Here is a 21,260-nt window from a genome sequence, read left to right as displayed (position 1 = left end):
CCACTTGAACGGGTTTTCCGCCTCTTCGCCGCGATGGCGGCTGAAGACGCCAAGCGTCCTTCCGGGCTTCGGGCTGACGCTTGGCTTTTCACTCGCCTATCTGACGCTGATCATCCTGATCCCGCTGTCGGGTCTCGTCTGGCGCACGGCCTCGCTGAGTGCGCCCGAATTCCTCGCCATCCTTGCCGATCCCCGGACGCTCAACGCGCTGAAGATCAGCTTCGGAACGGCGCTGGCCGCCGCCCTCATCAATGTCGTCTTCGGCTGCGTCGTCACCTGGGTCATCGTGCGTTACGATTTTCCCGGCCGACGCATCGTCGATGCGCTCGTGGATCTTCCCTTCGCGCTGCCGACGGCGGTCGCCGGCATATCGCTGGCCGCGCTCTACGCGCCAAACGGCTGGATCGGCCACATCCTCGGTCTTGCCGGCATCAAGGCCGCCTTCAACCCGACGGGCATCGTGATCGCGCTGGTCTTCATCGGCCTGCCCTTCGTGGTGCGCACCGTGCAGCCGGTGATGGAGGAACTCGACCGGGAGGTCGAGGAGGCCGCCGCGACGCTGGGGGCGAACCGCCTCCAGACGATAGGGCGGATCCTGCTGCCCGGCCTCGCACCGGCGATCCTGACGGGCTTTGCGCTTTCCTTCGCCCGCGGCGTCGGCGAATACGGCTCCGTCATCTTCATCGCAGGCAATATTCCCTATGTGTCGGAGATCGCGCCGCTGCTCATCGTCATCCGGCTGGAGGAATTCAACTATGCCGCTGCGACGGCGATCGCCACGATCATGTTGTGCATCTCCTTCGCCATGCTGCTCGTCATCAATCTGATCCAGACCTGGAGCCGCAGGAGGTACGGTCATGGCGCATGATCCTGCAACAAGACGCCTGCGCCCGCCGACCACGGAAGCGCCTTTCGCCCGCTACGCGCTGATGGCGATCGCCTTCCTGTTTCTGGCGCTTTTCCTGCTGCTGCCGCTTGCCGCGGTCTTCATCGAGGCCTTCCGCAAGGGGGCTGGAGAGTTCCTCGCCGCCTTCGGCGATCCGGACACCATCGCGGCGATCCGGCTGACGCTTCTCGTCGCGGCCATCGCGGTGCCGCTCAATCTGGTGTTCGGCGTGGCGGCGGCCTGGGCCATCGCAAAGTTCGAATTCAAGGGCAAGGCGTTCCTGACGACGCTGATCGACCTTCCCTTCTCGGTCTCGCCGGTCATTTCCGGCCTCGTCTACGTGCTGCTGTTCGGCTCCGGCAGCCTGCTCGGCCCCTGGCTCAGGAGCTACGGGATCGAGATCCTCTTCGCGGTGCCCGGCATCGTGCTCGCCACTGTCTTCGTCACCTTCCCCTTCGTCGCGCGCGAACTGATCCCGCTGATGCAGGAACAGGGAAACGGCGACGAGGAGGCCGCGCTTTCGCTCGGTGCAAGCGGCTGGCAGACATTCCGCCATGTCACGCTCCCCAATATCAAATGGGGGCTGCTCTACGGCGTCCTGCTCTGCAATGCGCGTGCGATGGGCGAATTCGGCGCGGTCTCGGTGGTTTCCGGCCATATCCGCGGCCTCACCAACACGATGCCGCTCCATGTGGAGATCCTCTACAACGAATATAATTTCGTCGCAGCTTTCGCCGTCGCCTCGCTGCTGGCGGCGCTGGCGCTGGTGACTCTTCTCGTCAAGACGCTTCTGGAATTTCACTACGGCGCAGAGATCGCCGCCGGTCGCAAACATTGAAAGGTCCCCCATGGACGTCAGGGTTTCCAGCCTCCGCAAGGAATTCGATCGCTATCCGGCGCTCAACGACGTTTCGCTTTCCATCCGCTCGGGCGAACTGATCGCCCTGCTCGGGCCGTCCGGTTCCGGCAAGACGACGCTGTTGCGACTGATCGCCGGTCTCGAGCAGCCGACGGCCGGCAACATCTTCTTCGGCGCCGACGACGCCTCGCTGAAGACGGTGCAGGAGCGGAATATCGGTTTCGTATTCCAGCATTACGCCCTGTTCCGCCACATGACAGTGGCGGAAAACATCGCCTTCGGCCTGACGGTGCGGCCACGCGGGCTGCGGCCGCAGAAGGCCGAAATCCGCCGCCGGGTCGCCGATCTGCTCGAAATGGTGCACCTGTCGGGGCTGGAAAAGCGCTATCCGAACCAATTGTCCGGCGGCCAGCGCCAGCGCGTGGCGCTGGCCCGGGCCATGGCGATCGAACCCAAAGTGCTGCTGCTCGACGAGCCGTTCGGCGCGCTCGACGCCAAGGTCCGCAAGGAACTGCGGCGCTGGCTGCGCGATTTCCACGACCGCACCGGGCACACCACCGTCTTCGTGACCCACGACCAGGAGGAAGCGCTGGAGCTTGCCGACCGGGTGGTGGTCATGAGTCAGGGACAGATCGAACAGGTGGGATCCTCGGACGACGTCTACGACCGGCCGAATTCCCCCTTCGTCTTTTCCTTCATCGGCGACAGCGCCAGCCTGCCGGTGACGGTCGAAGGCGAGACGATCCGCTTCCGGGGCGAGGCGATCGGCATTACGCCGTCGACCGGCGACATCGACGCGGGAACGCTGTTCTTCCGGCCGCAGGACGTGGTGCTTCCCCCGCCCGGCGAGCCGGCGCTGGAGGGACGGCTTTCCGCCTGCCGCCGCCTTGCCGGAACCCGTATCGCAGATCTCGATATCGGCCCGCCCGGCGCGCCCCACCATGTCGAAATCGAGATTCCGCTCGCAACGACGGTGCGCACCGGCGCTTCCCTCCGGTTCCGGCCGACCCGCTGGAAGATCTTTCCCCACGCCGCCTGAGCCGCCCCCTCCCCTTGCCGCTTGACAGACCGACGGGAAAACGGGAGGGGAACCGTTCGATCGGCCTTGGCCGACAGCACGGGAAAGCGGATGAACGGACGACGGATCGGAATTGTCGGCGGCGGACCTGCCGGCCTGATGGCGGCGGAGGTTCTCTCGGCGCATGGCCATGCGGTGACGCTGCTGGAGGCCATGCCGACGGTCGGCCGGAAATTCCTTCTGGCCGGCAAGTCCGGCCTGAACCTCACCCATTCCGAGCCCTATGCGCGCTTCGTCACCCGGTTCGAAACGGCGGATCCGCGTCTCCTGCGTGCGCTCGACGCCTTCACCCCCGACGATCTGCGCGCCTGGGCGGATGGACTTGGCAGCGAAACATTCGTCGGCAGTTCCGGCCGTGTCTTTCCGACCGCCATGAAGGCCTCGCCGCTGCTGCGCGCCTGGCGCGCGCGCCTTGCCGCGCAGGGCGTCGATATCCGCACCCGCCATCGCTGGACCGGGTTCACCGGCGAGGGGATCGCCGTCGAGACACCCGAGGGTACCCGCGCCTTCGCCTTCGACGCCGTGCTTCTGGCGCTCGGCGGGGCCAGTTGGCCGAAACTCGGCTCAGATGCCCGATGGACCGGCCTGCTTGCGGACAAGGGCGTCGACATCGCGCCCTTTCGCCCCGCCAACTGCGGCTTCGATGTCGACTGGAGCCCGCTCTTTCGCGAACGCTTCGCCGGCGCACCGCTCAAGGGGGTGACGGCGCGATCGACGGGCGTGTCGGTGCCGGGCGAATTCGTCATTTCGGCGCACGGTGTCGAAGGCAGCCTGATCTACGCCCATTCGGCTTCGCTGCGCGACAGGCTGGACCGGGAGCAAGCGGCGACGCTTGTCCTCGATCTTGCCCCGGGACGATCGGCCACCCGGCTTGCCCGCGATCTCGCCCGCCAGAACGCCAGGGCGAGCTTCTCCAACCGGATGCGCAAGGGCGCGGGGCTCGACCCGGTCAAGACCGCGCTCCTGCGCGAAAGCCGCCCCGACACGCCGGGCCTTGGACCGGAGGCATTGGCCGCACTGGTCAAGGCGCTGCCGCTGGCGCTTCGCCGGCCGCGCCCCATCGCCGAAGCCATCTCCACGGCGGGCGGCATAGGTTTTGCAGCCATCGACGAGCACTACATGCTCAAGGCTCTGCCCGGTGTCTTCGTCGCCGGCGAAATGATCGACTGGGAAGCGCCGACCGGCGGCTATCTGCTGACCGCCTGCCTGGCGACCGGACGGGCGGCCGCCCGCGGCATCGACGGGTGGCTAGAACGGCGCGGGACAAGAAAGGCATGACGTTCAGAAAGGTCCGTGCCACCTTCCGGGCCGCCTCACCGGCTCACCCGACGGCGATGCCGCGCGTTTCCCGCCACCGCCAACCCTGCCTGTCGCCTCGATCTCGACGATCCGACGCAAACCACTGGAGAACACCATGTCCGACCTGCATATCGACGCTGAAGAGAGGGTGATCGACGATCGGATCCGTGGCTTTCCGCCGGGTCACGCGCCGCTGCCGCTTCGGGCAATCGGCCGGCAGGGCTGGAAACCCTATGACGGCCGCATGGCGCTGCCCCTGATCTCGCTCGACCGGCAGGCCTTCGCCGGCAATATCGCCGCGATGATGACCTATGTGAAAAGCCATGGCATCGAGATCGCGCCCCATGCCAAGACCCCGATGGCGACCGATCTTGCCGATGAACTCGTGGCGGCCGGCGCCTGGGGCACGACCGTCGCCGACATCCGGCAGGCCAGCGTGCTGCTGAAGGCCGGCCAGCGGCGACTGATCCTTGGCAACGAGATCGGCGGGCTCGCCGCCGCGCGCCGGCTGGCCGGCCTGATGTCCGGCCATGGCGATGCGGAGCTTTTCATCTTCGTCGATTCCGTCGCTCTCGTCGAAGCTCTCGGCCGGGCCTGGAGCGAGCGGTCCGACCTGCCGCCGCTCAAGCTTCTGGTGGAACTCGGCGCGGGCCGCTCGGGCGCACGCTCGCCGCAGGCAGCCGGTGCGGTGCTCGACGCGGTGCTGGCCGCCGAGACGGCGACCTTCCGGCTGGCCGGCCTGGCCGCCTATGAGGGCGCCGCCGCCACGGCCGATCCGGTGGAGACGATGCGCCGCATCGACGATCTGATGGCGATGACGGCGGATTTTCTGCCGGTGGCGCGCGCCCGCGTCGGGGCGGATCGCCCGCTTGTCGTCACGGCGGGCGGCTCGGTGTTTTTCGATGCGGTCGTGCGCGGGCTTGCCGCCGCCGTCGCTGCCGATCCCGCCTGCCGGCTGGTCTTGCGCAGCGGCGCGATCTTCTTCCACGATCACGGTATCTACGAGCGGGGGCTTGCCGGTCTCGACGCACGCGACGGCTTCGTGGTGGACGGCCGCACAGTTTCGGCAGCGGCCGCCTTCCGGCCGGCTTTGCGCGTCTGGGCGGAAGTGCTGTCGCGCCCCGAGCCGGGGCTGGCGATCTGCGGCATGGGCATGCGCGATGTGGCGATGGATCAGGATCTGCCCCGCCCGCTCGCGCTTTATCGCGATGGGACGCGCCTGGACGATCTGATCGGTGCCCGCGTTCTGCGCCTCAACGACCAGCACGCCTTCGTCGCGGTGGTGGCCGGCCATGAGCCGGATATCGGCGACGTGGTCGAGTTCGGCATCTCGCATCCCTGCACCTGCCTCGACCGCCACGCCATTCTCTACGGGCTCGATCCCGACCATACGGTCACGACGGCCCACCTTACCAGCTTCGGCTGAAAACGAGCCTCCCGCACCACCGTCTCCGCCACGACACGCCTCGCATCCGTGCAAGATTCGGCCCGGCGGGCTTTCAGGAAGAGACGGGCGTGGCGGCCGGCTGGCCGGCGCAATCGACCAGAACTTCAGGGGCTTGGCATTTTCCATGCATTCCATGTCGCGAACCGGAATGTCTGCTTGAATACGGCATCGTAGCTTCTGACCATTGCAGGGGCTTGCGCGAAGGCAAGCGGCCTGAGATATGCGCCATGTCGCAGTCCTGCGGCGGCAAGAACAAGGGGATCGCCGGCGTGTGAACACGCACCGGCCGAACGCGAGACAAAGATCGATGACGAGCTATGTGCTGACCGTATCCTGCAAATCGACCCGCGGCATCGTCGCCGCAATCACCGGCTTCCTCGCCGAAAAGGGTTGCAACATCCATGACAGTTCCCAGTTCGACGATCTGGAGACCGGCCTGTTCTTCATGCGCCTGACCTTCGTCAGCCAGGAGGGCGCGACGGAGGAGGATCTGACGGCGGGCTTTGCACCGGTCGCCAAGACGTTCGGGATGACCTGGCAGTTCCACAACAGCAGCGAGCGCATGAAGGTGCTGCTCATGGTCTCGCGCTTCGGCCACTGCCTCAACGACCTGCTCTACCGCTGGAAGATCGGGGCGCTGCCGATCGATATCGTCGGCGTCGTCTCCAACCATTTCGATTACCAGAAGGTCATCGTCAACCACGACATCCCCTTCCACCACATCAAGGTGACGAAAGAAAACAAGCCGCAGGCCGAGGCCCGGCTGATGGACGTCGTGGAGCAGTCCGGCGCGGACCTCATCGTGCTCGCCCGCTACATGCAGGTGCTGTCGGATGCGGTCTGCAAGAAGATGTCGGGGCGGATCATCAACATCCACCACTCCTTCCTGCCGTCGTTCAAGGGCGCGAACCCCTACAAGCAGGCCTTCGAGCGCGGCGTGAAGCTGATCGGCGCGACGGCGCATTATGTGACGGAGGACCTCGACGAGGGTCCGATCATCGAGCAGGACGTCGCGCGCATCACCCATGCGCAATCGGCGGATGACTATGTCTCGATCGGCCGCGACGTGGAGAGCCAGGTGCTGGCCCGCGCGGTGCACGCCCATATCCACCACCGCGTCTTCATGAACGGCAACAAGACCATCGTCTTCCCGCCGAGCCCGGGAACCTACAAGTCCGAACGCATGGGCTGAAACGACGAAGGCCGGCGATCATGCCGGCCTTCCTGTATCGGGGATGCGGCCTTAAAGGCCGAAGGCGTCCTTGAACTGATACCACCAGGAACCGATGGTGGAATATTGCGCGCGGAACATCCGCCCGCCCGGGAAGGGGATCCAGGGCAGTTTCTCGAACTGGCTGAAACGGGAAAGATCGCCATCGATCGCCTCGCTCAGGATTTTGCCGAAGAGATGCGAGCCGGTGACGCCGTGGCCGCTGTAGCCATGGGCGAAATAGGTGTTCTTGCCGATCTTGCCCATCTGCGGCACGCGCGAGAAGGAGAGCGCGAAATTGCCGCTCCAGGCATAATCGATCTTCACGCCCTTCAGCGACGGAAAGACCTTTTCGAGGTTCGGGCGAAGCTTGGCGCGCACGTCTGCCGGATCGGTGCCGCCATAGACGGTGCCGCCCCCGAAGATCATGCGCTTGTCGGCCGAAAGCCGGAAATAATCGAGAATGTAGCGCACGTCCTCGACGCACATGTCGGAGGGGATCAATGCGTCGGCGCGTTCGGCCCCGAGCGGTTCCGTGGCGATCATCTGGGTCGACACCGGCATGACGCGCGAGACGAGTTTCGGCACCACATGGCCGAGATAGGCATTCCCGCAGAGCACGGCGACATTGGCCGTCACGCTGCCCCGGGCGGTATGGATGACGGGTTTTTCCGCCTCGTGCTCGACGCGGATGACCGGCGACTGTTCGTAGATGACGCCACCGAGCGTTTCCAGCGCCCGGGCCTCGCCGAGCGTGAGATTGAGCGGATGCATGTGGCCGCCGGTGGTGTCCAGCATGCCGCCGAGATAGGCGTCGGTGTCGACGAGCTTGCGGATGGCCGCCTTGTCGAGCATCTGGTGGTCGTCCATGCCGTAGCTCTTCCACAGCGCCTTCTTGTGCTCCAGCTCCTTCATATGGGCGGGCGTATAGGCGGCATAGATATTGCCGTCCTTGAGATCGCAGTCGATGGCATATTGCGAGACGAGGCGGCGGATGATCTTGCCGCCTTCCTGCACCAGACCGCCGACGAAGGCGCCCGCCGCGTCGCCGTAGCGACGCCGGATGGTGTCGAGGCTGGCGTTGAGGCCGTTGACGATCTGGCCGCCGTTGCGCCCCGATGCGCCCCAGCCGATGCCGGCGCCCTCGATCAGGGCGACCTTGTAGCCCTTCTCGGCCAGATGGATGGCCGTGGAAAGACCGGAATAGCCGGCGCCCAGCACCGCGATATCCGCCGTCGTCGCGCCTTCCAGCACTTTCGGAGTGCGGACGATGTTGCGCGAGGCGGCATAATAGCTGTCGGGATAGGCGCCGTTTCCGGCATAGGATGCGTTACGAGCCATTAGACGATTTCCAGATAGGCGCTGAATTCGAAATCCGTGACCTGTTCGGCGAAGCCCGCGATCTCCTGCCGCTTGCAGGCGATCAGCATCGACCGCAGGTCGGGGTGGAAGATCTCCGAGATGATCGGGCCGTTTTCGAACAGGGTGACGGCGGAGCCCCATTCGCTCGGGATGCGCGGCAGCTCCGAGAGATAGGCGCGGCCCGAGACGGGCGCGGGCGGCTCCCAGGCATTGCGGATGCCGACCAGCGCTGCGCCGAGCATGGCGGCCATCGCCAGATAGGGGTTGGAATCGGCGCCGGGGACACGATGCTCGATGCGGCGGGCCTTGTGGCTGCCGCCCGGAATGCGGATAGCCGCCGTGCGATTCTCATACCCCCAGGAAATCGAGGTCGGAGCGTGCGTGTCGGGCCGCAGCCGCCGGTAGGAATTGTAGTGCGGGGCGAAAAGCAGGGTGGATTCCGCCATGCCGCGCATCATGCCGGCCACGGCGTGGCGCATGATGTCGGATCCTTCCGCCGTACCGTCGTCGAAGACGTTGCGGCCGTCTTCGTCGATCAGGCTGAAATGCATGTGCATGCCGCTACCCGAGCGCAGGCCGTAGGGCTTGGCCATGAAGGTGGCGGCGAAGCCGTGCTTGCGGGCGACGCCCTTGATGATGCGCTTGAAATAGAGCGCATCGTCGGCCGCCTTCAGCGGATCGTCGCAATGCATCAGGTTGATTTCGAACTGGCCGATGCCGTTTTCCGCGACGGCGGAATCGGCCGGGACGTCCTGCCGTTCGCATTCGGCGTAAACGTCGGAAAAGAATTCGCCGAAGTCGTCGAGTTCGTCGATCGAGAGAATGGCGTCGGAATCGAGCCGTTTTCCCGTGTAGGGCGAGATCGGCGGCTCCGCATGATCCGGCTCGGCGTCGATGAGGTAGAATTCCATTTCGGACGCGACGACCGGGCGCAGCCCGAGTTCGCGATACTGGCGCACGATCTCGGCAAGCGCCTGACGCGGATCGGCAAGGAACGGCTCGCCGTTTTCCTTGAACAGCCAGAGCGGCACGACGGCCGATGGCTTCAGCGTCCAGTTGATCGGCAGGATGCCGCGCCCCGTCGGGCTACAGACGCCGTCGATATCGCCGCTGGCGAAGACATGGCTCGAACCGATGATATCCTCTCCCCAGACATCGACGCCGGCGATGGAAAGCGGCATGCGGATCCCGCCCTTCAGGACCTTTTCGACCTGTCCGACCGGAACGCGCTTGCCGCGCAGGATGCCGTTCAGGTCGCAGACGACCGCCTGGATGCTTTCCACGCCTTCCGCGTTGGCCAGCCAGCTGGAAACTTCGTTCAAAACCATTGTTTTTCCATATCACATAAGTATTTTTGTGATCACATTTCTAGGATATGCACACTTTCTTGTCGACGGTCAAGCTGCTAAAAGCCGAAGATTGGCACATGAATTGGCCGGCAGGGCCGCAGGAGGATTGGATTGGGCACCTTGGCGCTGGAGCCGCTGGACCGGCCGGAAGGCATGACGACCCATGAGTATGCGCATCGGCGGCTGCGCCAGGCGATCATGGTCGGCTCGATCCGGCCGGGTGAATCCCTGACGATCCGCGGCATCGCGGAGGCGATGGAATCGAGCCCGACCCCGGTTCGCGAGGCGCTGCGACGGCTGAGTTCCGAAGGGGCGCTGCGCGTGCTCGACAATCGCCGCATCATGGTGCCGCGCATGACGGCCGACCGTTTCAGCGAGCTGATTTCGCTGCGCGGCCTTCTGGAACAGCATGCGGCGCGGCGCGCCGTGCCCTTCATCACCGAGCGCCGGATCGACAAGCTGGTGGAAATCGACCGGGCCCAGGACGAGGCGATCGCCCGCAAGGACAATACGACGGCCCTGCTTCTGAACCAGGAATTCCATCGCATGCTTTATACCGCCAACCCCGAGCAGGTCGTCATGCCGATGGTGGAGAGCGCATGGCTGCAACTCGGCCCGGTCCTCGGCATCGCCATGGAACATGTGGCGCAGCTTTATTTCGTCGACCGCCACCAGGAAGCCATCGCCGCCCTGCGCAAGCGGGACGAGGATGCGGTGGCCGCGGCGATCAACGCCGATATCTGCGAAGGCATCGGCGGCCTCGAACGCTCGGCGATCGAAAACCTGCTGCGGCTGGCGGGACAATAGCGCATCCGGCTTGGCGCACGGCGGCGTAAAATGCTATGTGCGGCGCAGCAAAACCGGAGCGATGGGACGGATGCTCGTCGAGACCAGCAGCTATGAGGCGCTTTACCGGGACTTCCGCTGGCAGATCCCGGCACGCTTCAATATCGGCACGGCGGTTTCGAACGCCTGGGCGGCGCAGGAGCCGGACCGGGCCTGCCTCCAGCATTTCCTGCCGGAGGCCCCCGCGCTTTCGCTGACCTATGGCGCACTTGCCGCCCGCTCCGATGCTTTCGCGCGGGCGCTTGCCGCAACCGGCGTCAAGCCCGGCGACCGGGTGGCGATCCTGCTGCCGCAGGGCTTCGAGACCGTTATCGCCCATGTCGCCATCTACAAGCTCGGAGCCATCGCGCTGCCGCTGGCGCTCCTCTTCGGCGCGGACGCACTGCGCTTCAGGCTTCTCGACTCCGGCGCACGCGCCATCGTGACGAACACATTCGGCCTGGAGCGACTGCGTTCCATCCGCACGGACCTGCCGGGTCTCGATCTCGTCATCTCCACCGATCCCGTCGACGATCCGGCGGTCTCCTCCTTCGCCGCACTGGAGGCGGCGCATGCGGGGTCGTTCGAAGCCATCGACAGCGGGCCGGACGATCCGGCGATGATGATCTATACCTCCGGCACGACCGGGCCGCCCAAGGGCGCCCTGCACGGCCACCGCGTGCTGCTCGGCCATGTTCCGGGCTTCCAGATGTACAACGAATTCCTGCCGCAGCCCGGAGACCGCATCTGGACGCCTTCGGACTGGGCCTGGGCCGGCGGCCTGCTCAACGTGCTGCTGCCGGCTCTTCTTCTCGGCGTGCCGGTGGTTTCCTCCCCCGCGCAGAAGTTCGATCCCGAAATGGCCTATCGGATCATGCAGGCGATGCAGGTGCGCAACGCCTTCATTCCGCCGACGGCGCTGCGGCTGATGAAGACGGTGGAAAACCCGCGCGGGAAATACCGTCTGAACCTGCGCACCATCGGCTCGGCCGGCGAATCGCTCGGCCGCGAGACCTGGGAATGGGTGCGCGACGCGCTCGGCGTCACCGTCAACGAATTCTACGGCCAGACCGAATGCAACATGGTCCTCGGCTCCATCGGCAGGCTCGGGGTTTCCCGGCCGGGGCCGATCGGCCGGCCGGTGCCGGGCCATGAGGTGGCGATCATCGACGGCGCGGGACGCGCGTTGCCGCCCGGAACGGTGGGGCAACTGGCCGTCCGGCGGCCCGATCCGGTAATGTTCCTCGGCTACTGGAACGCCGAAAGGGCGACGGCGGAGAAATTCGTCGGCGACTGGATGACGACCGGCGATCTCGCCCGCATGGACGAGGAAGGCTACGTCACCTTCTTCGGCCGCAACGACGATGTCATCACCTCCTCCGGCTATCGTATCGGGCCGGGCGAGATCGAGGATTGCCTGGCCGCGCATCCCGCCGTTGAGCTTGCCGCCGCCGTCGGCAAGCCGGATCCGCTGCGCACCGAGATCGTCAAGGCCTATATCGTTCTGCGGCCGGGCTTTTCCGCATCGGAGGAACTGGCCGCCGATATCCGCGAATGGGTGAAATCACGCCTTTCGATGCACGAATATCCGCGCGAGGTGGCCTTTATCGACGCCTTGCCGCTGACGACCTCCGGCAAGGTCATCCGTCACCTGCTGCGCAGCGAGGCGGCGCGGGAGGCGACGCTCGCCGCCTCCGCGTAGGACGCCCGTCCTGCTCAGCGCCGCGCCAGCGAGCGGATACGCTCGCGCAGCCGCCGCGCGACATTGCGGGTGTTGCGATAAAGGTGAAGCTGGGCTCCCACCTGCCGCACCTCGCGGTCGCGGTTTTGCTGGAGCCCGATGACCAGCGTGCCCATGTCCTCGCGCTCCTCCCAGAAGCGGCTCATGATCGGGTGGTCCGGCACGGCGCAGGAATCGGAACGGGAGATATTCGCGTCGTCGAGGTGCCATTCCGTCAGTTCCGCGACCAGAAGCTTGCCCGGCGAATAGGCGGCGTAGGCCTCATCATAGGCCGTCTTCCAGGTGTAGGCCTCGCCGCCCATCATGAAGACAATCATCGAGGCGATGGCGCGGCCGTCGAGGTCGAGCGTGTGAATCCGCACCCCGTCCATCTCGGCGAGATTGGTCACCGCCTCACGGGCGAAGGCGGCGCGATAGCGATCGTTGATCATCGCCGAGCGCGCGCGCCCCTTCCAGCCGGCGGCCTCCAGCAGCAGGAACTCCTCCATGCGCAGCCGGATTTCCGAGGGCTGGCGGGAGACGTTGTAACGCAGCGCGCCGAGCCGGTCGAGCTTGCGCCACTGACGGCGCAGCTCGCGGAAGTGAGCCGGCGAGATCGCCCGGCGCAGATAGGTTTCTCCGTCGAGCAGGCTTTCCAGCATCGGCCGGCGATAGGTGTCCGTCACGGTGAGCGGCAGGTTGCGTCCGATCGCCACCGCGCGCATCAGCCGTGCGAACGGGCCGTCGAGCCGGAGATCCGGCAGCACCAGCACCTGCGGCAGCCGCAAGGCCGGGGCGGCGACCGCATCCAGCACGTTGTCCAGCGTTTCGGCGGCGTCCTCCACGTCGACCAGCGGCGTGCCGAGCGGCCCGAACGGATTGGACCAGCCGCGCAGGATGCTGGAGCCGATGGAAAAGCCCGGCTTTTCGACCGAGAACGGCATGAGGAAGCGGATGCGGCTGCGCCCCCCGCCCTCGTCGCGCAGCACCGAAAGACGCACGGTCCTGTCTTCGAGGCGCGGCATGGCGGGAGCCAGGAAACGGCCGGTGAAGAAGACGTTCGGCTCCATCGCACGGTTGGACAGGAAATCCAGTTCCTGTTGCAGGTCGTAGCCGGCCGCCGCCGGATAGAGGGCGAGCGAGCGCCCCGGCCGACCGACGGAGATCTGCGCATCGGCCGGCGCCAGCGGCGGCGGCTGCGGCGCGACCGGGATGGCGGAATGGGCGCGTCCCCCGGCGAAAGCGTGGTCGAGGCCGTGGCTGTCGGTCATGGTATCGCGTTCCGTTGCTGCGCGTGCCCCTGTCGCGGGTTGGCGAAGGCGAAGAGCACGATCGAGAGTTTGCGCCGCACGGCGATGTGCAGCAGGATGGCTTCGACCACCATTGCGCCGGCGGTGGCGGCGGCCGCGCCCGTCAGGCCGAAAATCGGGATGAGCGTGACGTTGAAGCCGATATTGACGGCAAGCGCTGCGGCATAGACGACCACGCACAGCCTCTGTTGACCGACCATGATGAGCAGCGTCTCTCCCGGCCCCACCAGCGCCTTGGCGATGATGCCGGCAAACAGGATGGCCATGAGGCTGTAGCCGGCGGTGAAGGCGGGGCCGAACAGCGACAGCAGCATATGGCCGGCGGCAAGGACGGCAAGGCCCAGCGCCAGCGACGGCCAGAAGCTCCAGCGCGCCGTCTCGCCGGCAAAACGCGCCAGCGCCGGCCGGTCGCCCTCGGAAAACAGGGCGGCAAAACGCGGGGCGGCGGCCGCCTTGACCGAGAAGGTCACGAAATGCACCAGCGCCATCGTCTTGGCCGCCGCGAAATAGACCGCCACGCTTTCCGGGTCGAGGAAGAAGCCGACGACGATGACGTCGGAATTGGTCAGAAGGAAGCCGAAGCCTTCGACCAGGAAGATCGGCAGCGCCGCCTTCAGCCAGAGAGAGAATTCCAGCCGGCTGGGACCGGCCAGATAGCGCCGGCCGAGCCGCCGCACGACATTGAGGAACTGGCCGACCGTCGTGACATAGGTCGCCGCGAGGGCCGCGACCATGGCGGTCAGGGCGGTATGCGGCGCGCCCCAGGCGATGGCGGCCAGCATGAAGGCGAGAATGAGCAGCGGCCGCACGATATAGGTCGGGCTCAGCGCCACGACGGCCCAGCCATGGGCGCGTGCGGTGCCTTCCAGAACGTCGCCAAGCGCGATCATCGGCATGCAGAAAAAACCGAGGAAGAGCGGGATCACGTAGTAGGAGGCGATCGAATCGGCAAGGAACCAGAGCCAGAGCCCGCCGGTCAGCGCCAGCAGGGTGGACGACAGGATGGCGAAGACCCGCGCGGTCGCGGTGAGGCCGCGGATTTCCGGATAGGCCGCACGGCCTGCATAATCAGGCAGGAAGCGGATCACCGTGGTCTGGAAGCCGAGACAGGACAGATCGCCGAAGATCACCACCAGCGCCCAGACGAAGACGAAGATGCCGTATTCGAATTCGCCCATGGTGCGGGCGAGCACGATCTGCGAGACGAAGGCGATCGCGGCGCTGGCGACACGGATGGCGAAGGCGATGAGCGCCATGCGCTGCACGAGGGCCTGCGGATCGTCCCCGCCGATGGCAGCCGCGACCCGGCCCAACGCACCCTGCGCTTTCGCACGCAGAGCGGATGGCAGCAATTTCTCCGCCGACTGAAGGACCGCAATCAACACTGATACCCGTACGCAACGCAGAACTCGAGGAGCCCACTCTTGTCAGGTCACGGTTAACAAAGCGTGAGACCGGCCCCCAGGAAGACCACGCGAAAATGCCGCCCGAAGGCGGCATTGCCGGGAGGTTTGAGAAAAGTCAGGCCTGCTCGAAGGCGCCGTGGCAATGCTTGTATTTTTTGCCCGAGCCGCAGGGGCAGGGCTCGTTGCGGGCGACGCGGCCCCAGGTGGAGGGCGTATCGGGATCGCGCGTCTGCGGCGCGCCGAAATCGTCCTCGCCGGTGGTACCATCGACGTGATGACCCTCCATGGCCGGCAGATCGGGCGAGGAGCTTTCCGCAGCCTGCCGCACGAGCTCGACGCGCATGAGCTGGGCCGTGACGGTCTGGCGCATGTTGGCGAGCAGCGCCTGGAACAGCTCGAAGGCCTCGGACTTGTATTCCTGAAGCGGGTCGCGCTGGGCGTAGCCGCGGAAGCCGATGACCGAGCGCAGATGGTCGAGATTGACGATATGCTCGCGCCACAGGTGATCGAGCGTCTGAAGCAGCACGGAACGCTCGACATAGGTCATGATCTCGGGACCGAAACGCTCGGCGCGGGCAGCAGCCGCCTCGTCCGTCGCCTTTTGGAGGCGTTCGAGGATATCCTTTTCGTCAAGCCCCTCTTCCGCCGCCCATTCGTCGATGGGCAGGTCGAGGTTGAGTTGCTCCAGCACGCCTTTCTTGAGGCCGTCGACGTCCCACTGCTCGGCATAGGCGTGTTCCGGGATATGGAGCCGGACCAGGTTTTCGACCACGTCCTGGCGCATGTCCTCCACGACGTCGGTCAGGTTTTCGGCGTCCATCAGTTCGATGCGCTGCTCGAAGATCACCTTGCGCTGGTCGTTCAGCACATCGTCATATTTGAGCAGGTTCTTGCGGATGTCGAAGTTGCGGGCCTCGACCTTCTTCTGCGCGCGCTCCACCGCCTTGTTGATCCAGGGATGGACGATCGCCTCGCCTTCCTTCAGGCCGAGCTTCTGCAACATCGACTCCATCCGGTCGGAGCCGAAGATCCGCATCAGGTCGTCCTGCAGCGACAGGAAGAACTTGGAGCGGCCCGGGTCGCCCTGGCGGCCGGAGCGGCCGCGAAGCTGGTTGTCGATACGCCGGCTTTCATGGCGTTCGGTGGCCAGAACGTAAAGACCCCCGGCGGCGAGCGCCTGTTCCTTGAGCGTCTTCACCTCGGCGACGATCGCCTCGCGCCTTGCGTCGCGCTCCGGCCCCGGCTCCATCTCGGCCAGTTCGCGGTCGAGGCGCATATCGAGGTTGCCGCCAAGCTGGATGTCGGTGCCGCGGCCGGCCATATTGGTGGCGATGGTGACGGCGCCGGGAACGCCGGCCTGCGAGACGATATAGGCTTCCTGCTCGTGATAGCGGGCGTTCAGCACCTGAAAGCCCTTGAAGCCCGACATCTTCAGCCGCTCGGCGAGATATTCGGATTTCTCGATCGACGTCGTGCCGACCAGAACCGGCTGACCCTTGGCCTTGGCTTCCTTGATCTCGGCGATGATCGCCGTGAATTTCTCCTCGACCGTCCGGTAGACCTCGTCGTCTTCATCGAGGCGCTGGATCGGCAGATTGGTCGGGACCTCCACGACGTCGAGGCCGTAGATATTGCCGAACTCCTCCGCTTCCGTCGCCGCCGTGCCGGTCATGCCGCCGAGCTTTTCGTACATGCGGAAATAATTCTGGAAGGTGATCGAGGCCAGCGTCTGGTTTTCCGGCTGGATCGTGACCTTCTCCTTGGCCTCGAGCGCCTGGTGCTGGCCTTCGGAATAGCGCCGGCCCGGCATCATGCGGCCGGTGAATTCGTCGATGATGACGATCTCGTCGTCACGGACGATATAATCCTTGTCCCGGGAGAACAGCTTGTGCGCCTTCAGCGCGTTGTTGATGTGGTGGACGATCGCGACGTTCTCCACGTCATAAAGCGATTCCCCCTTGAGCAGGCCCGCCTCGCGCAAGAGGTTTTCCAGTTTTTCCGTACCCACTTCCGAGAAGTTGGCGGAACGCTGCTTCTCGTCGATCTCGTAATCGGCCTCGTCCAGCATCGGGATGAAGGCGTCGACCCGGGTGTACAGGTCGGAGCGGTCGTCGAGCGGGCCGGAAATGATGAGGGGCGTGCGCGCCTCATCCACCAGGATCGAGTCGACCTCGTCGACGATGGCGAAGAAATGACCGCGCTGGACCATCTGGCCGCGCTCGTATTTCATATTGTCGCGCAGATAGTCGAAACCGAGTTCGTTGTTGGTGGCATAAGTGATGTCGCAGTTATAGGCCGCGCGGCGCTCCTCGTCGTCGAGCCCGTGCATGATGACCCCGGTCGTCATGCCGAGGAAGCCGTAGATCTTGCCCATCAGATCGCTGTCGCGCGTGGCGAGATAGTCGTTGACGGTGACGACATGCGCGCCCTTGCCGGCGAGCGCGTTGAGATAGACGGGAAGCGTGGCGACCAGCGTCTTGCCTTCGCCGGTCTTCATCTCGGCGATCGCCCGCTCGTGCAGGATCATGCCGCCGATGAGCTGCACGTCGAAGGGACGCAGGCCGAGCACGCGCAGCGCCGCCTCGCGCACCACCGCAAACGCCGGCACCAGCAGGTCGTCAAGCGTCTTGCCGGCGGCAAGCTGCTCGCGGAACTCTATGGTCTTGGCGGCGAGCGCGTCGTCGGACAGGGCTTTCATCTGCGGCTCGAGCGCGTTGATGGCCTCGACACGGGATCGATAGGAACGGACACGGCGTTCGTTGGAGGAGCCGAACAATTTGCGGGCGAGACCGCCAAGGCTGACCATCGCGATGGTCCTTTCTTTCGTGGGGCTCCAGGCGCGTGTCAGGGCGCACGATTGCGCGCAAACCCGTGAAACGCCCCGAAACTGTTCTGGACGCAGGATTGCGTGACAGATAAGAGGGGGGTCGAATGATGTCAACGGCTGACGCAGCTCTAGAACCGCCACATTCCCGTGGTGTTGAGCCGGTCGACACCGGATATCGGCCCGATTCCGGCGAGGATTTGAAAGGTCTTTCAGTATGCGCAAATACAGCAGATTCGCCGCCGCCGCGTTGATCGCACTGGCTGCCGCCACCGGCGCGGTGCAGGCCGAGGACGCCGCCGATCCGGTCGTCGCCACGATCGGACCGGCGGAAATTCGCGAATCCGAGATGCAGCTGGCCATCGCCGGCCTCGACCCGCAGCTTGCCAACCTGCCGGACGAACAGAAGCGCGTGGCGGCGCTGTCCTCGCTCATCGACATCAAGCTTCTGGCGGCCGACGCCACGAAAGAAGGCCTGAACGAGACGGACGAATTCAAGCAGCGCATCGGCTATCTGACCGAGCGCGAGCTGCACAATGCCTTCTTCAAGAAGCATGTCATCGATTCGATCACGCCCGAGGAGGTCAAGGCGCGCTACGACAAGGAAATCGCGACGATCGTCCCCGAGGACGAGGTGCACGCCCGCCATATTCTCGTGAAAACCGAGGAAGAGGCCAAGGTCATCATCGCCGATCTCGACGCCGGCAAGGATTTCATCGAAATCGCCAAGGAGAAATCCACCGATCCGAACAAGTCGGAAGGCGGCGATCTCGGCTATTTCTCCAAGGGTCGCATGGTGCCGGAATTCGAAGCCGCTGCCTTTGCGCTGGAAAAAGGCGCCTATTCGAAGGAGCCGGTGAAGACCCAGTTCGGCTATCACGTCATCCGCATCGAGGACAAGCGCAAGCAGCAGCCCCCGGCGCTGGATCAGGTCGAAAGACAGGTCCGCCAGCTCGTCATGCGCGACAAGTATCTGGATTTCCTCGAAAAGGCGAAGGCTGCATCGTCGGTCGAGATCGCCGATCCGGCCCTCAAGACCGCCTATGAGGCGGTGAGCAATCCGCAAGCGGAAGGCGAAGGCGAGCCGGAAGCCCCGGCAGCCCAGGAACAGGAATAAGACGGCCGGGACCGCCGCCGATCCGGCGGCGGTTCTTGCAATTTCATTCATTCTTCCAAACGATGTTCCCGTAAAGCAGGTCACGACCATGTCCGGTTCCATCTCCCCGCTCGCTCCCGAACGCCCCGTAGAGATGCCAGCACTTCGCGGAGTGCGCATGGCGACGGCCGCCGCCGGCATCAAGTACCGGGACCGGACGGACGTGCTGATGATGGTCTTCGACCGGCCCGCCGCCGTCGCCGGTGTCTTCACCCGCTCGAAATGCCCCTCCGCTCCCGTCGATTTCTGCCGCGCCAATCTTCCCGGCGGCATTGCCCGGGCCGTGGTGGTCAATTCCGGCAACGCCAACGCGTTTACCGGCCGCAAGGGCCGCAAAGCGACGGCGATGACGGCCGCAGCCGCCGCAAAGGCCGTCGGCTGCGATGAAGGCGAGGTCTTCCTCGCCTCGACCGGCGTTATCGGCGAGCCGCTCGACGCCGCGAAATTTTCCGGCGTGCTCGACGGCCTCGCCGTTTCGGGCAGCGAGGATTTCTGGGTCGAGGCCGCCAGGGCGATCATGACCACCGATACCTATCCGAAGGTCGCCACCCGCCGCGCCGACCTCGGCGGCGTCACCGTCACCTTGAACGGCATCGCCAAGGGCGCGGGCATGATCGCGCCCGACATGGCGACCATGCTTTCCTTCGTCGTCACCGATGCCGATATTCCCGCACCGGTGCTCCAGTCGCTGCTTTCGGCCGGCGTCGGCCCGACCTTCAATTCCATCACCGTCGACAGCGATACCTCGACGTCGGACACGCTGATGCTTTTCGCCACCGGGGCCGCGGCCGCCGACGGCCAGGAGCCGGTGACCGGCAGCCCGGACGACGCCGCGCTCGATGGCTTCCGCGCCGCGCTCGACGATCTGCTGCGCGATCTGGCGCTTCAGGTCGTGCGCGATGGGGAAGGGGCGCGCAAGATGGTGGAAATCACCGTCGAGGGCGCTGAAAACGACGCGGCCGCCAGGCGCATCGCGTTTTCCATCGCCAACTCGCCGCTGGTCAAGACCGCCGTCGCCGGCGAAGACGCCAACTGGGGCCGCGTCGTCATGGCGGTCGGAAAATCCGGCGAGGCGGCCGACCGCGACCGGCTGGCCATCTGGTTCGGCGATATACGCGTTGCCGTCGACGGCGAGCGCGACCCCGTCTATAGCGAAGAAGCGGCCAGCGCCGTGATGAAAAAGCAGGACATTCCGATCCGGGTCGATATCGGCCTCGGCGATGGACGGGCGACCGTCTGGACCTGCGACCTGACGAAGGAATATGTCGAGATCAATGGCGATTACCGCAGTTGAGCCGCAGCACAGGCCATTCGCCCGCACGGAGCCGTCCTCATGAGCGATCTTCCGAAAGTCCGCCGGCTGGAGGCCGTCGGTTTCCGCGCCTGGCCGGCGGCGGTCGTCCAATATGACGGAAGCTGGCTCTGCCGGCTGACGGCCGGGCATCCGTCCCGCCGGCTGAATTCGATCAATCCTCTCGATCCCTCGGATATCCGCGATATCGCCATCCGCCTCGAAAAGGCCGCCAAGCGCTTTTCCGATTACGGACGCCCGCTTCTGGTACGCCAGACGCCGCTGACGCCGCCGAAGCTCGTCGCCTTCATGGACGAGGCCGGCTGGGACCACATCGGCGAGACCGCCGTGATGATGGCCGATCTCGCGACGTTGCCGCGCGACGAGGTCGTCGAGCACCTTCCGACACGCGACGTCGGCCGTTTCGTGGATGCGCGCCTTGCCGTGACCGGCGACGATGCGGGACTGAAGCCCGGCCTCACCGAGATCATCAACGCCATCAGGCCGGAGACGGGCCTTTTCATCTTCGAGGAACCGGGCCACGGCCCGACCGCCGTCGCGCTCGTCGTCCAGGACAACGATCTTGCCGGCATCCTGCAAATGGGCGTCGCTCCCTCGCATCGCCGCAAAGGCATCGGCGCGGCCATCCTCAATGCGGCGCTGCGCTGGGCGCGGCTGCGCGGCGCGCGGCATGCATGGTTGCAGGTAGAGGCCTGCAATACGGCGGCGCTGGCGCTTTATCGCCGTGCCGGCTTCCACGAGATCTATCGTTACAGCTACCGGGGGCCGGACGCCCGATGAGCGAACCACGGCTGAAAACTCATCCGATCCTGCTCGTCGCCGCCTGCGCGCTGGTCGATGCCGACGGCCGCGTCCTGCTGGCGCAGCGGCCCGAAGGCAAGGCGCTTGCCGGCCTCTGGGAGTTTCCCGGCGGCAAGATCGAGCCGGGCGAGACGCCGGAGGAAACCCTCATCCGCGAACTGGAGGAGGAGCTCGGCATCCACACCCGCATCCCGTGCCTGGCTCCGCTGACCTTCGCCAGCCACACCTACGAGACCTTCCATCTGCTGATGCCGCTCTATATCTGCCGCCGCTTCGAGGGAACGGCCGTGGGCCGCGAGGGACAGGCGATCAAATGGGTGCGGCCGAAGGCGCTGCGCGACTATCCCATGCCGCCCGCCGACGAACCGCTCATTCCCTTTCTGATGGACCTGCTGTGAACTGCTGCGGCAGTAAAT

Annotated in this window: 17 protein-coding genes; 12 read left to right on the top strand and 5 right to left on the bottom strand. The window is 65.5% G+C overall.

Going from position 1 to position 21,260, the window contains the following annotated elements; translation table 11 throughout:
• The first annotated feature begins 4 nt into the window (after positions 1-4).
• From cysT to purU, 6 genes are all read left to right on the top strand, one after another.
• Positions 5-868, top strand: a complete 864-nt coding sequence (cysT, locus tag KYK29_RS13930) for a sulfate ABC transporter permease subunit CysT (RefSeq protein WP_254691509.1) — start codon at positions 5-7, stop codon at positions 866-868.
• The gene (gene cysW / locus KYK29_RS13925; RefSeq protein WP_254691508.1) at positions 858-1,724 is read left to right on the top strand and encodes a sulfate ABC transporter permease subunit CysW; all 867 of its coding nucleotides are present in this window, start codon (positions 858-860) and stop codon (positions 1,722-1,724) included. Before cysT ends, cysW begins: the two co-directional genes overlap by 11 nt.
• 10 nt (positions 1,725-1,734) lie before the next feature.
• Positions 1,735-2,784 (top strand): sulfate/molybdate ABC transporter ATP-binding protein, encoded by a 1,050-nt coding sequence (locus tag KYK29_RS13920; protein WP_254691507.1) that lies wholly within the window; start codon positions 1,735-1,737, stop codon positions 2,782-2,784.
• Positions 2,785-2,874: 90 nt separating this feature from the next.
• On the top strand, positions 2,875-4,101 hold the full coding sequence (locus tag KYK29_RS13915; protein WP_254691506.1) for a TIGR03862 family flavoprotein: 1,227 nt from the start codon (positions 2,875-2,877) through the stop codon (positions 4,099-4,101).
• 136 nt (positions 4,102-4,237) lie between these two features.
• Positions 4,238-5,548, top strand: a complete 1,311-nt coding sequence (locus tag KYK29_RS13910; protein WP_254691505.1) for an alanine racemase — start codon at positions 4,238-4,240, stop codon at positions 5,546-5,548.
• A 328-nt stretch (positions 5,549-5,876) separates the two neighbouring features.
• Complete coding sequence (gene purU / locus KYK29_RS13905) at positions 5,877-6,761, top strand: formyltetrahydrofolate deformylase (protein ID WP_254691504.1); 885 nt, start codon at positions 5,877-5,879, stop codon at positions 6,759-6,761.
• Positions 6,762-6,812: 51 nt separating this feature from the next.
• On the opposite strand, the gene KYK29_RS13900 is transcribed toward purU, so the two are convergent.
• Both KYK29_RS13900 and KYK29_RS13895 read right to left on the bottom strand, forming a co-directional pair.
• Positions 6,813-8,120, bottom strand: coding sequence for an NAD(P)/FAD-dependent oxidoreductase (locus KYK29_RS13900; protein WP_254691503.1), 1,308 nt, complete (start codon positions 8,118-8,120; stop codon positions 6,813-6,815).
• The gene (locus tag KYK29_RS13895) at positions 8,120-9,469 is read right to left on the bottom strand and encodes a glutamine synthetase family protein (RefSeq protein WP_254691502.1); all 1,350 of its coding nucleotides are present in this window, start codon (positions 9,467-9,469) and stop codon (positions 8,120-8,122) included. The genes KYK29_RS13900 and KYK29_RS13895 overlap by 1 nt, the downstream gene beginning before the upstream one ends.
• A 132-nt stretch (positions 9,470-9,601) precedes the next feature.
• Here KYK29_RS13895 and KYK29_RS13890 point away from each other — a divergent pair, with 132 nt between their 5' ends.
• Positions 9,602-10,297, top strand: a complete 696-nt coding sequence (locus KYK29_RS13890; RefSeq protein WP_254691501.1) for a GntR family transcriptional regulator — start codon at positions 9,602-9,604, stop codon at positions 10,295-10,297.
• A gap of 70 nt (positions 10,298-10,367) precedes the next feature.
• Positions 10,368-12,017, top strand: coding sequence for an AMP-binding protein (locus KYK29_RS13885; protein ID WP_254691500.1), 1,650 nt, complete (start codon positions 10,368-10,370; stop codon positions 12,015-12,017).
• A gap of 14 nt (positions 12,018-12,031) precedes the next feature.
• On the opposite strand, the gene KYK29_RS13880 is transcribed toward KYK29_RS13885, so the two are convergent.
• The 3 genes from KYK29_RS13880 to secA form a co-directional block, all read right to left on the bottom strand.
• Positions 12,032-13,306, bottom strand: coding sequence for a GNAT family N-acetyltransferase (locus KYK29_RS13880; protein WP_254691499.1), 1,275 nt, complete (start codon positions 13,304-13,306; stop codon positions 12,032-12,034).
• Positions 13,303-14,697 carry a lipopolysaccharide biosynthesis protein gene (locus tag KYK29_RS13875; RefSeq protein ID WP_254691498.1) on the bottom strand — a complete coding sequence of 465 codons (1,395 nt, stop codon included), beginning with the start codon at positions 14,695-14,697 and terminating at the stop codon, positions 13,303-13,305. Before KYK29_RS13875 ends, KYK29_RS13880 begins: the two co-directional genes overlap by 4 nt.
• Positions 14,698-14,866: 169 nt before the next feature.
• A complete protein-coding gene (gene secA / locus KYK29_RS13870; protein WP_254691497.1) occupies positions 14,867-17,557 on the bottom strand; it encodes a preprotein translocase subunit SecA in 2,691 nt (896 codons plus the stop codon).
• Positions 17,558-17,792: 235 nt separating this feature from the next.
• On the opposite strand from secA, the gene KYK29_RS13865 reads away from it, so the two are divergent.
• The 4 genes from KYK29_RS13865 to KYK29_RS13850 all read left to right on the top strand — a co-directional run bounded on the left by KYK29_RS13865 (position 17,793) and on the right by KYK29_RS13850 (position 21,242).
• Positions 17,793-18,692 carry a peptidylprolyl isomerase gene (locus KYK29_RS13865; protein ID WP_254691496.1) on the top strand — a complete coding sequence of 300 codons (900 nt, stop codon included), beginning with the start codon at positions 17,793-17,795 and terminating at the stop codon, positions 18,690-18,692.
• Positions 18,693-18,780: 88 nt separating this feature from the next.
• Positions 18,781-20,025 carry a bifunctional glutamate N-acetyltransferase/amino-acid acetyltransferase ArgJ gene (gene argJ, locus KYK29_RS13860; protein WP_254691495.1) on the top strand — a complete coding sequence of 415 codons (1,245 nt, stop codon included), beginning with the start codon at positions 18,781-18,783 and terminating at the stop codon, positions 20,023-20,025.
• Between the two features lie 39 nt (positions 20,026-20,064).
• Positions 20,065-20,823 (top strand): GNAT family N-acetyltransferase, encoded by a 759-nt coding sequence (locus KYK29_RS13855; RefSeq protein ID WP_254691494.1) that lies wholly within the window; start codon positions 20,065-20,067, stop codon positions 20,821-20,823.
• The gene (locus KYK29_RS13850) at positions 20,820-21,242 is read left to right on the top strand and encodes a (deoxy)nucleoside triphosphate pyrophosphohydrolase (protein WP_254691493.1); all 423 of its coding nucleotides are present in this window, start codon (positions 20,820-20,822) and stop codon (positions 21,240-21,242) included. The genes KYK29_RS13855 and KYK29_RS13850 overlap by 4 nt, the downstream gene beginning before the upstream one ends.
• Positions 21,243-21,260 lie beyond the last annotated feature (18 nt).

The organism is Shinella daejeonensis (assembly GCF_024281235.1).
Classification (GTDB): domain Bacteria; phylum Pseudomonadota; class Alphaproteobacteria; order Rhizobiales; family Rhizobiaceae; genus Shinella; species Shinella daejeonensis.
Note: the sequence above shows the minus strand (reverse complement) of the source record. Positions and strands in the feature narration are given on the sequence as shown.

Coding starts and splice junctions, on each gene's coding strand:
- cysW (WP_254691508.1), top strand. CDS start 858: ATGGCGCATGATCCTGCAACAAGACGCCTGCGCCCGCCGACCACGGAA.
- secA (WP_254691497.1), bottom strand. CDS start 17,557: ATGGTCAGCCTTGGCGGTCTCGCCCGCAAATTGTTCGGCTCCTCCAAC.
- KYK29_RS13900 (WP_254691503.1), bottom strand. CDS start 8,120: ATGGCTCGTAACGCATCCTATGCCGGAAACGGCGCCTATCCCGACAGC.
- KYK29_RS13865 (WP_254691496.1), top strand. CDS start 17,793: ATGCGCAAATACAGCAGATTCGCCGCCGCCGCGTTGATCGCACTGGCT.
- purU (WP_254691504.1), top strand. CDS start 5,877: ATGACGAGCTATGTGCTGACCGTATCCTGCAAATCGACCCGCGGCATC.
- KYK29_RS13885 (WP_254691500.1), top strand. CDS start 10,368: ATGCTCGTCGAGACCAGCAGCTATGAGGCGCTTTACCGGGACTTCCGC.
- argJ (WP_254691495.1), top strand. CDS start 18,781: ATGTCCGGTTCCATCTCCCCGCTCGCTCCCGAACGCCCCGTAGAGATG.
- KYK29_RS13920 (WP_254691507.1), top strand. CDS start 1,735: ATGGACGTCAGGGTTTCCAGCCTCCGCAAGGAATTCGATCGCTATCCG.
- KYK29_RS13850 (WP_254691493.1), top strand. CDS start 20,820: ATGAGCGAACCACGGCTGAAAACTCATCCGATCCTGCTCGTCGCCGCC.
- KYK29_RS13880 (WP_254691499.1), bottom strand. CDS start 13,306: ATGACCGACAGCCACGGCCTCGACCACGCTTTCGCCGGGGGACGCGCC.
- KYK29_RS13910 (WP_254691505.1), top strand. CDS start 4,238: ATGTCCGACCTGCATATCGACGCTGAAGAGAGGGTGATCGACGATCGG.
- KYK29_RS13855 (WP_254691494.1), top strand. CDS start 20,065: ATGAGCGATCTTCCGAAAGTCCGCCGGCTGGAGGCCGTCGGTTTCCGC.
- KYK29_RS13915 (WP_254691506.1), top strand. CDS start 2,875: ATGAACGGACGACGGATCGGAATTGTCGGCGGCGGACCTGCCGGCCTG.
- KYK29_RS13895 (WP_254691502.1), bottom strand. CDS start 9,469: ATGGTTTTGAACGAAGTTTCCAGCTGGCTGGCCAACGCGGAAGGCGTG.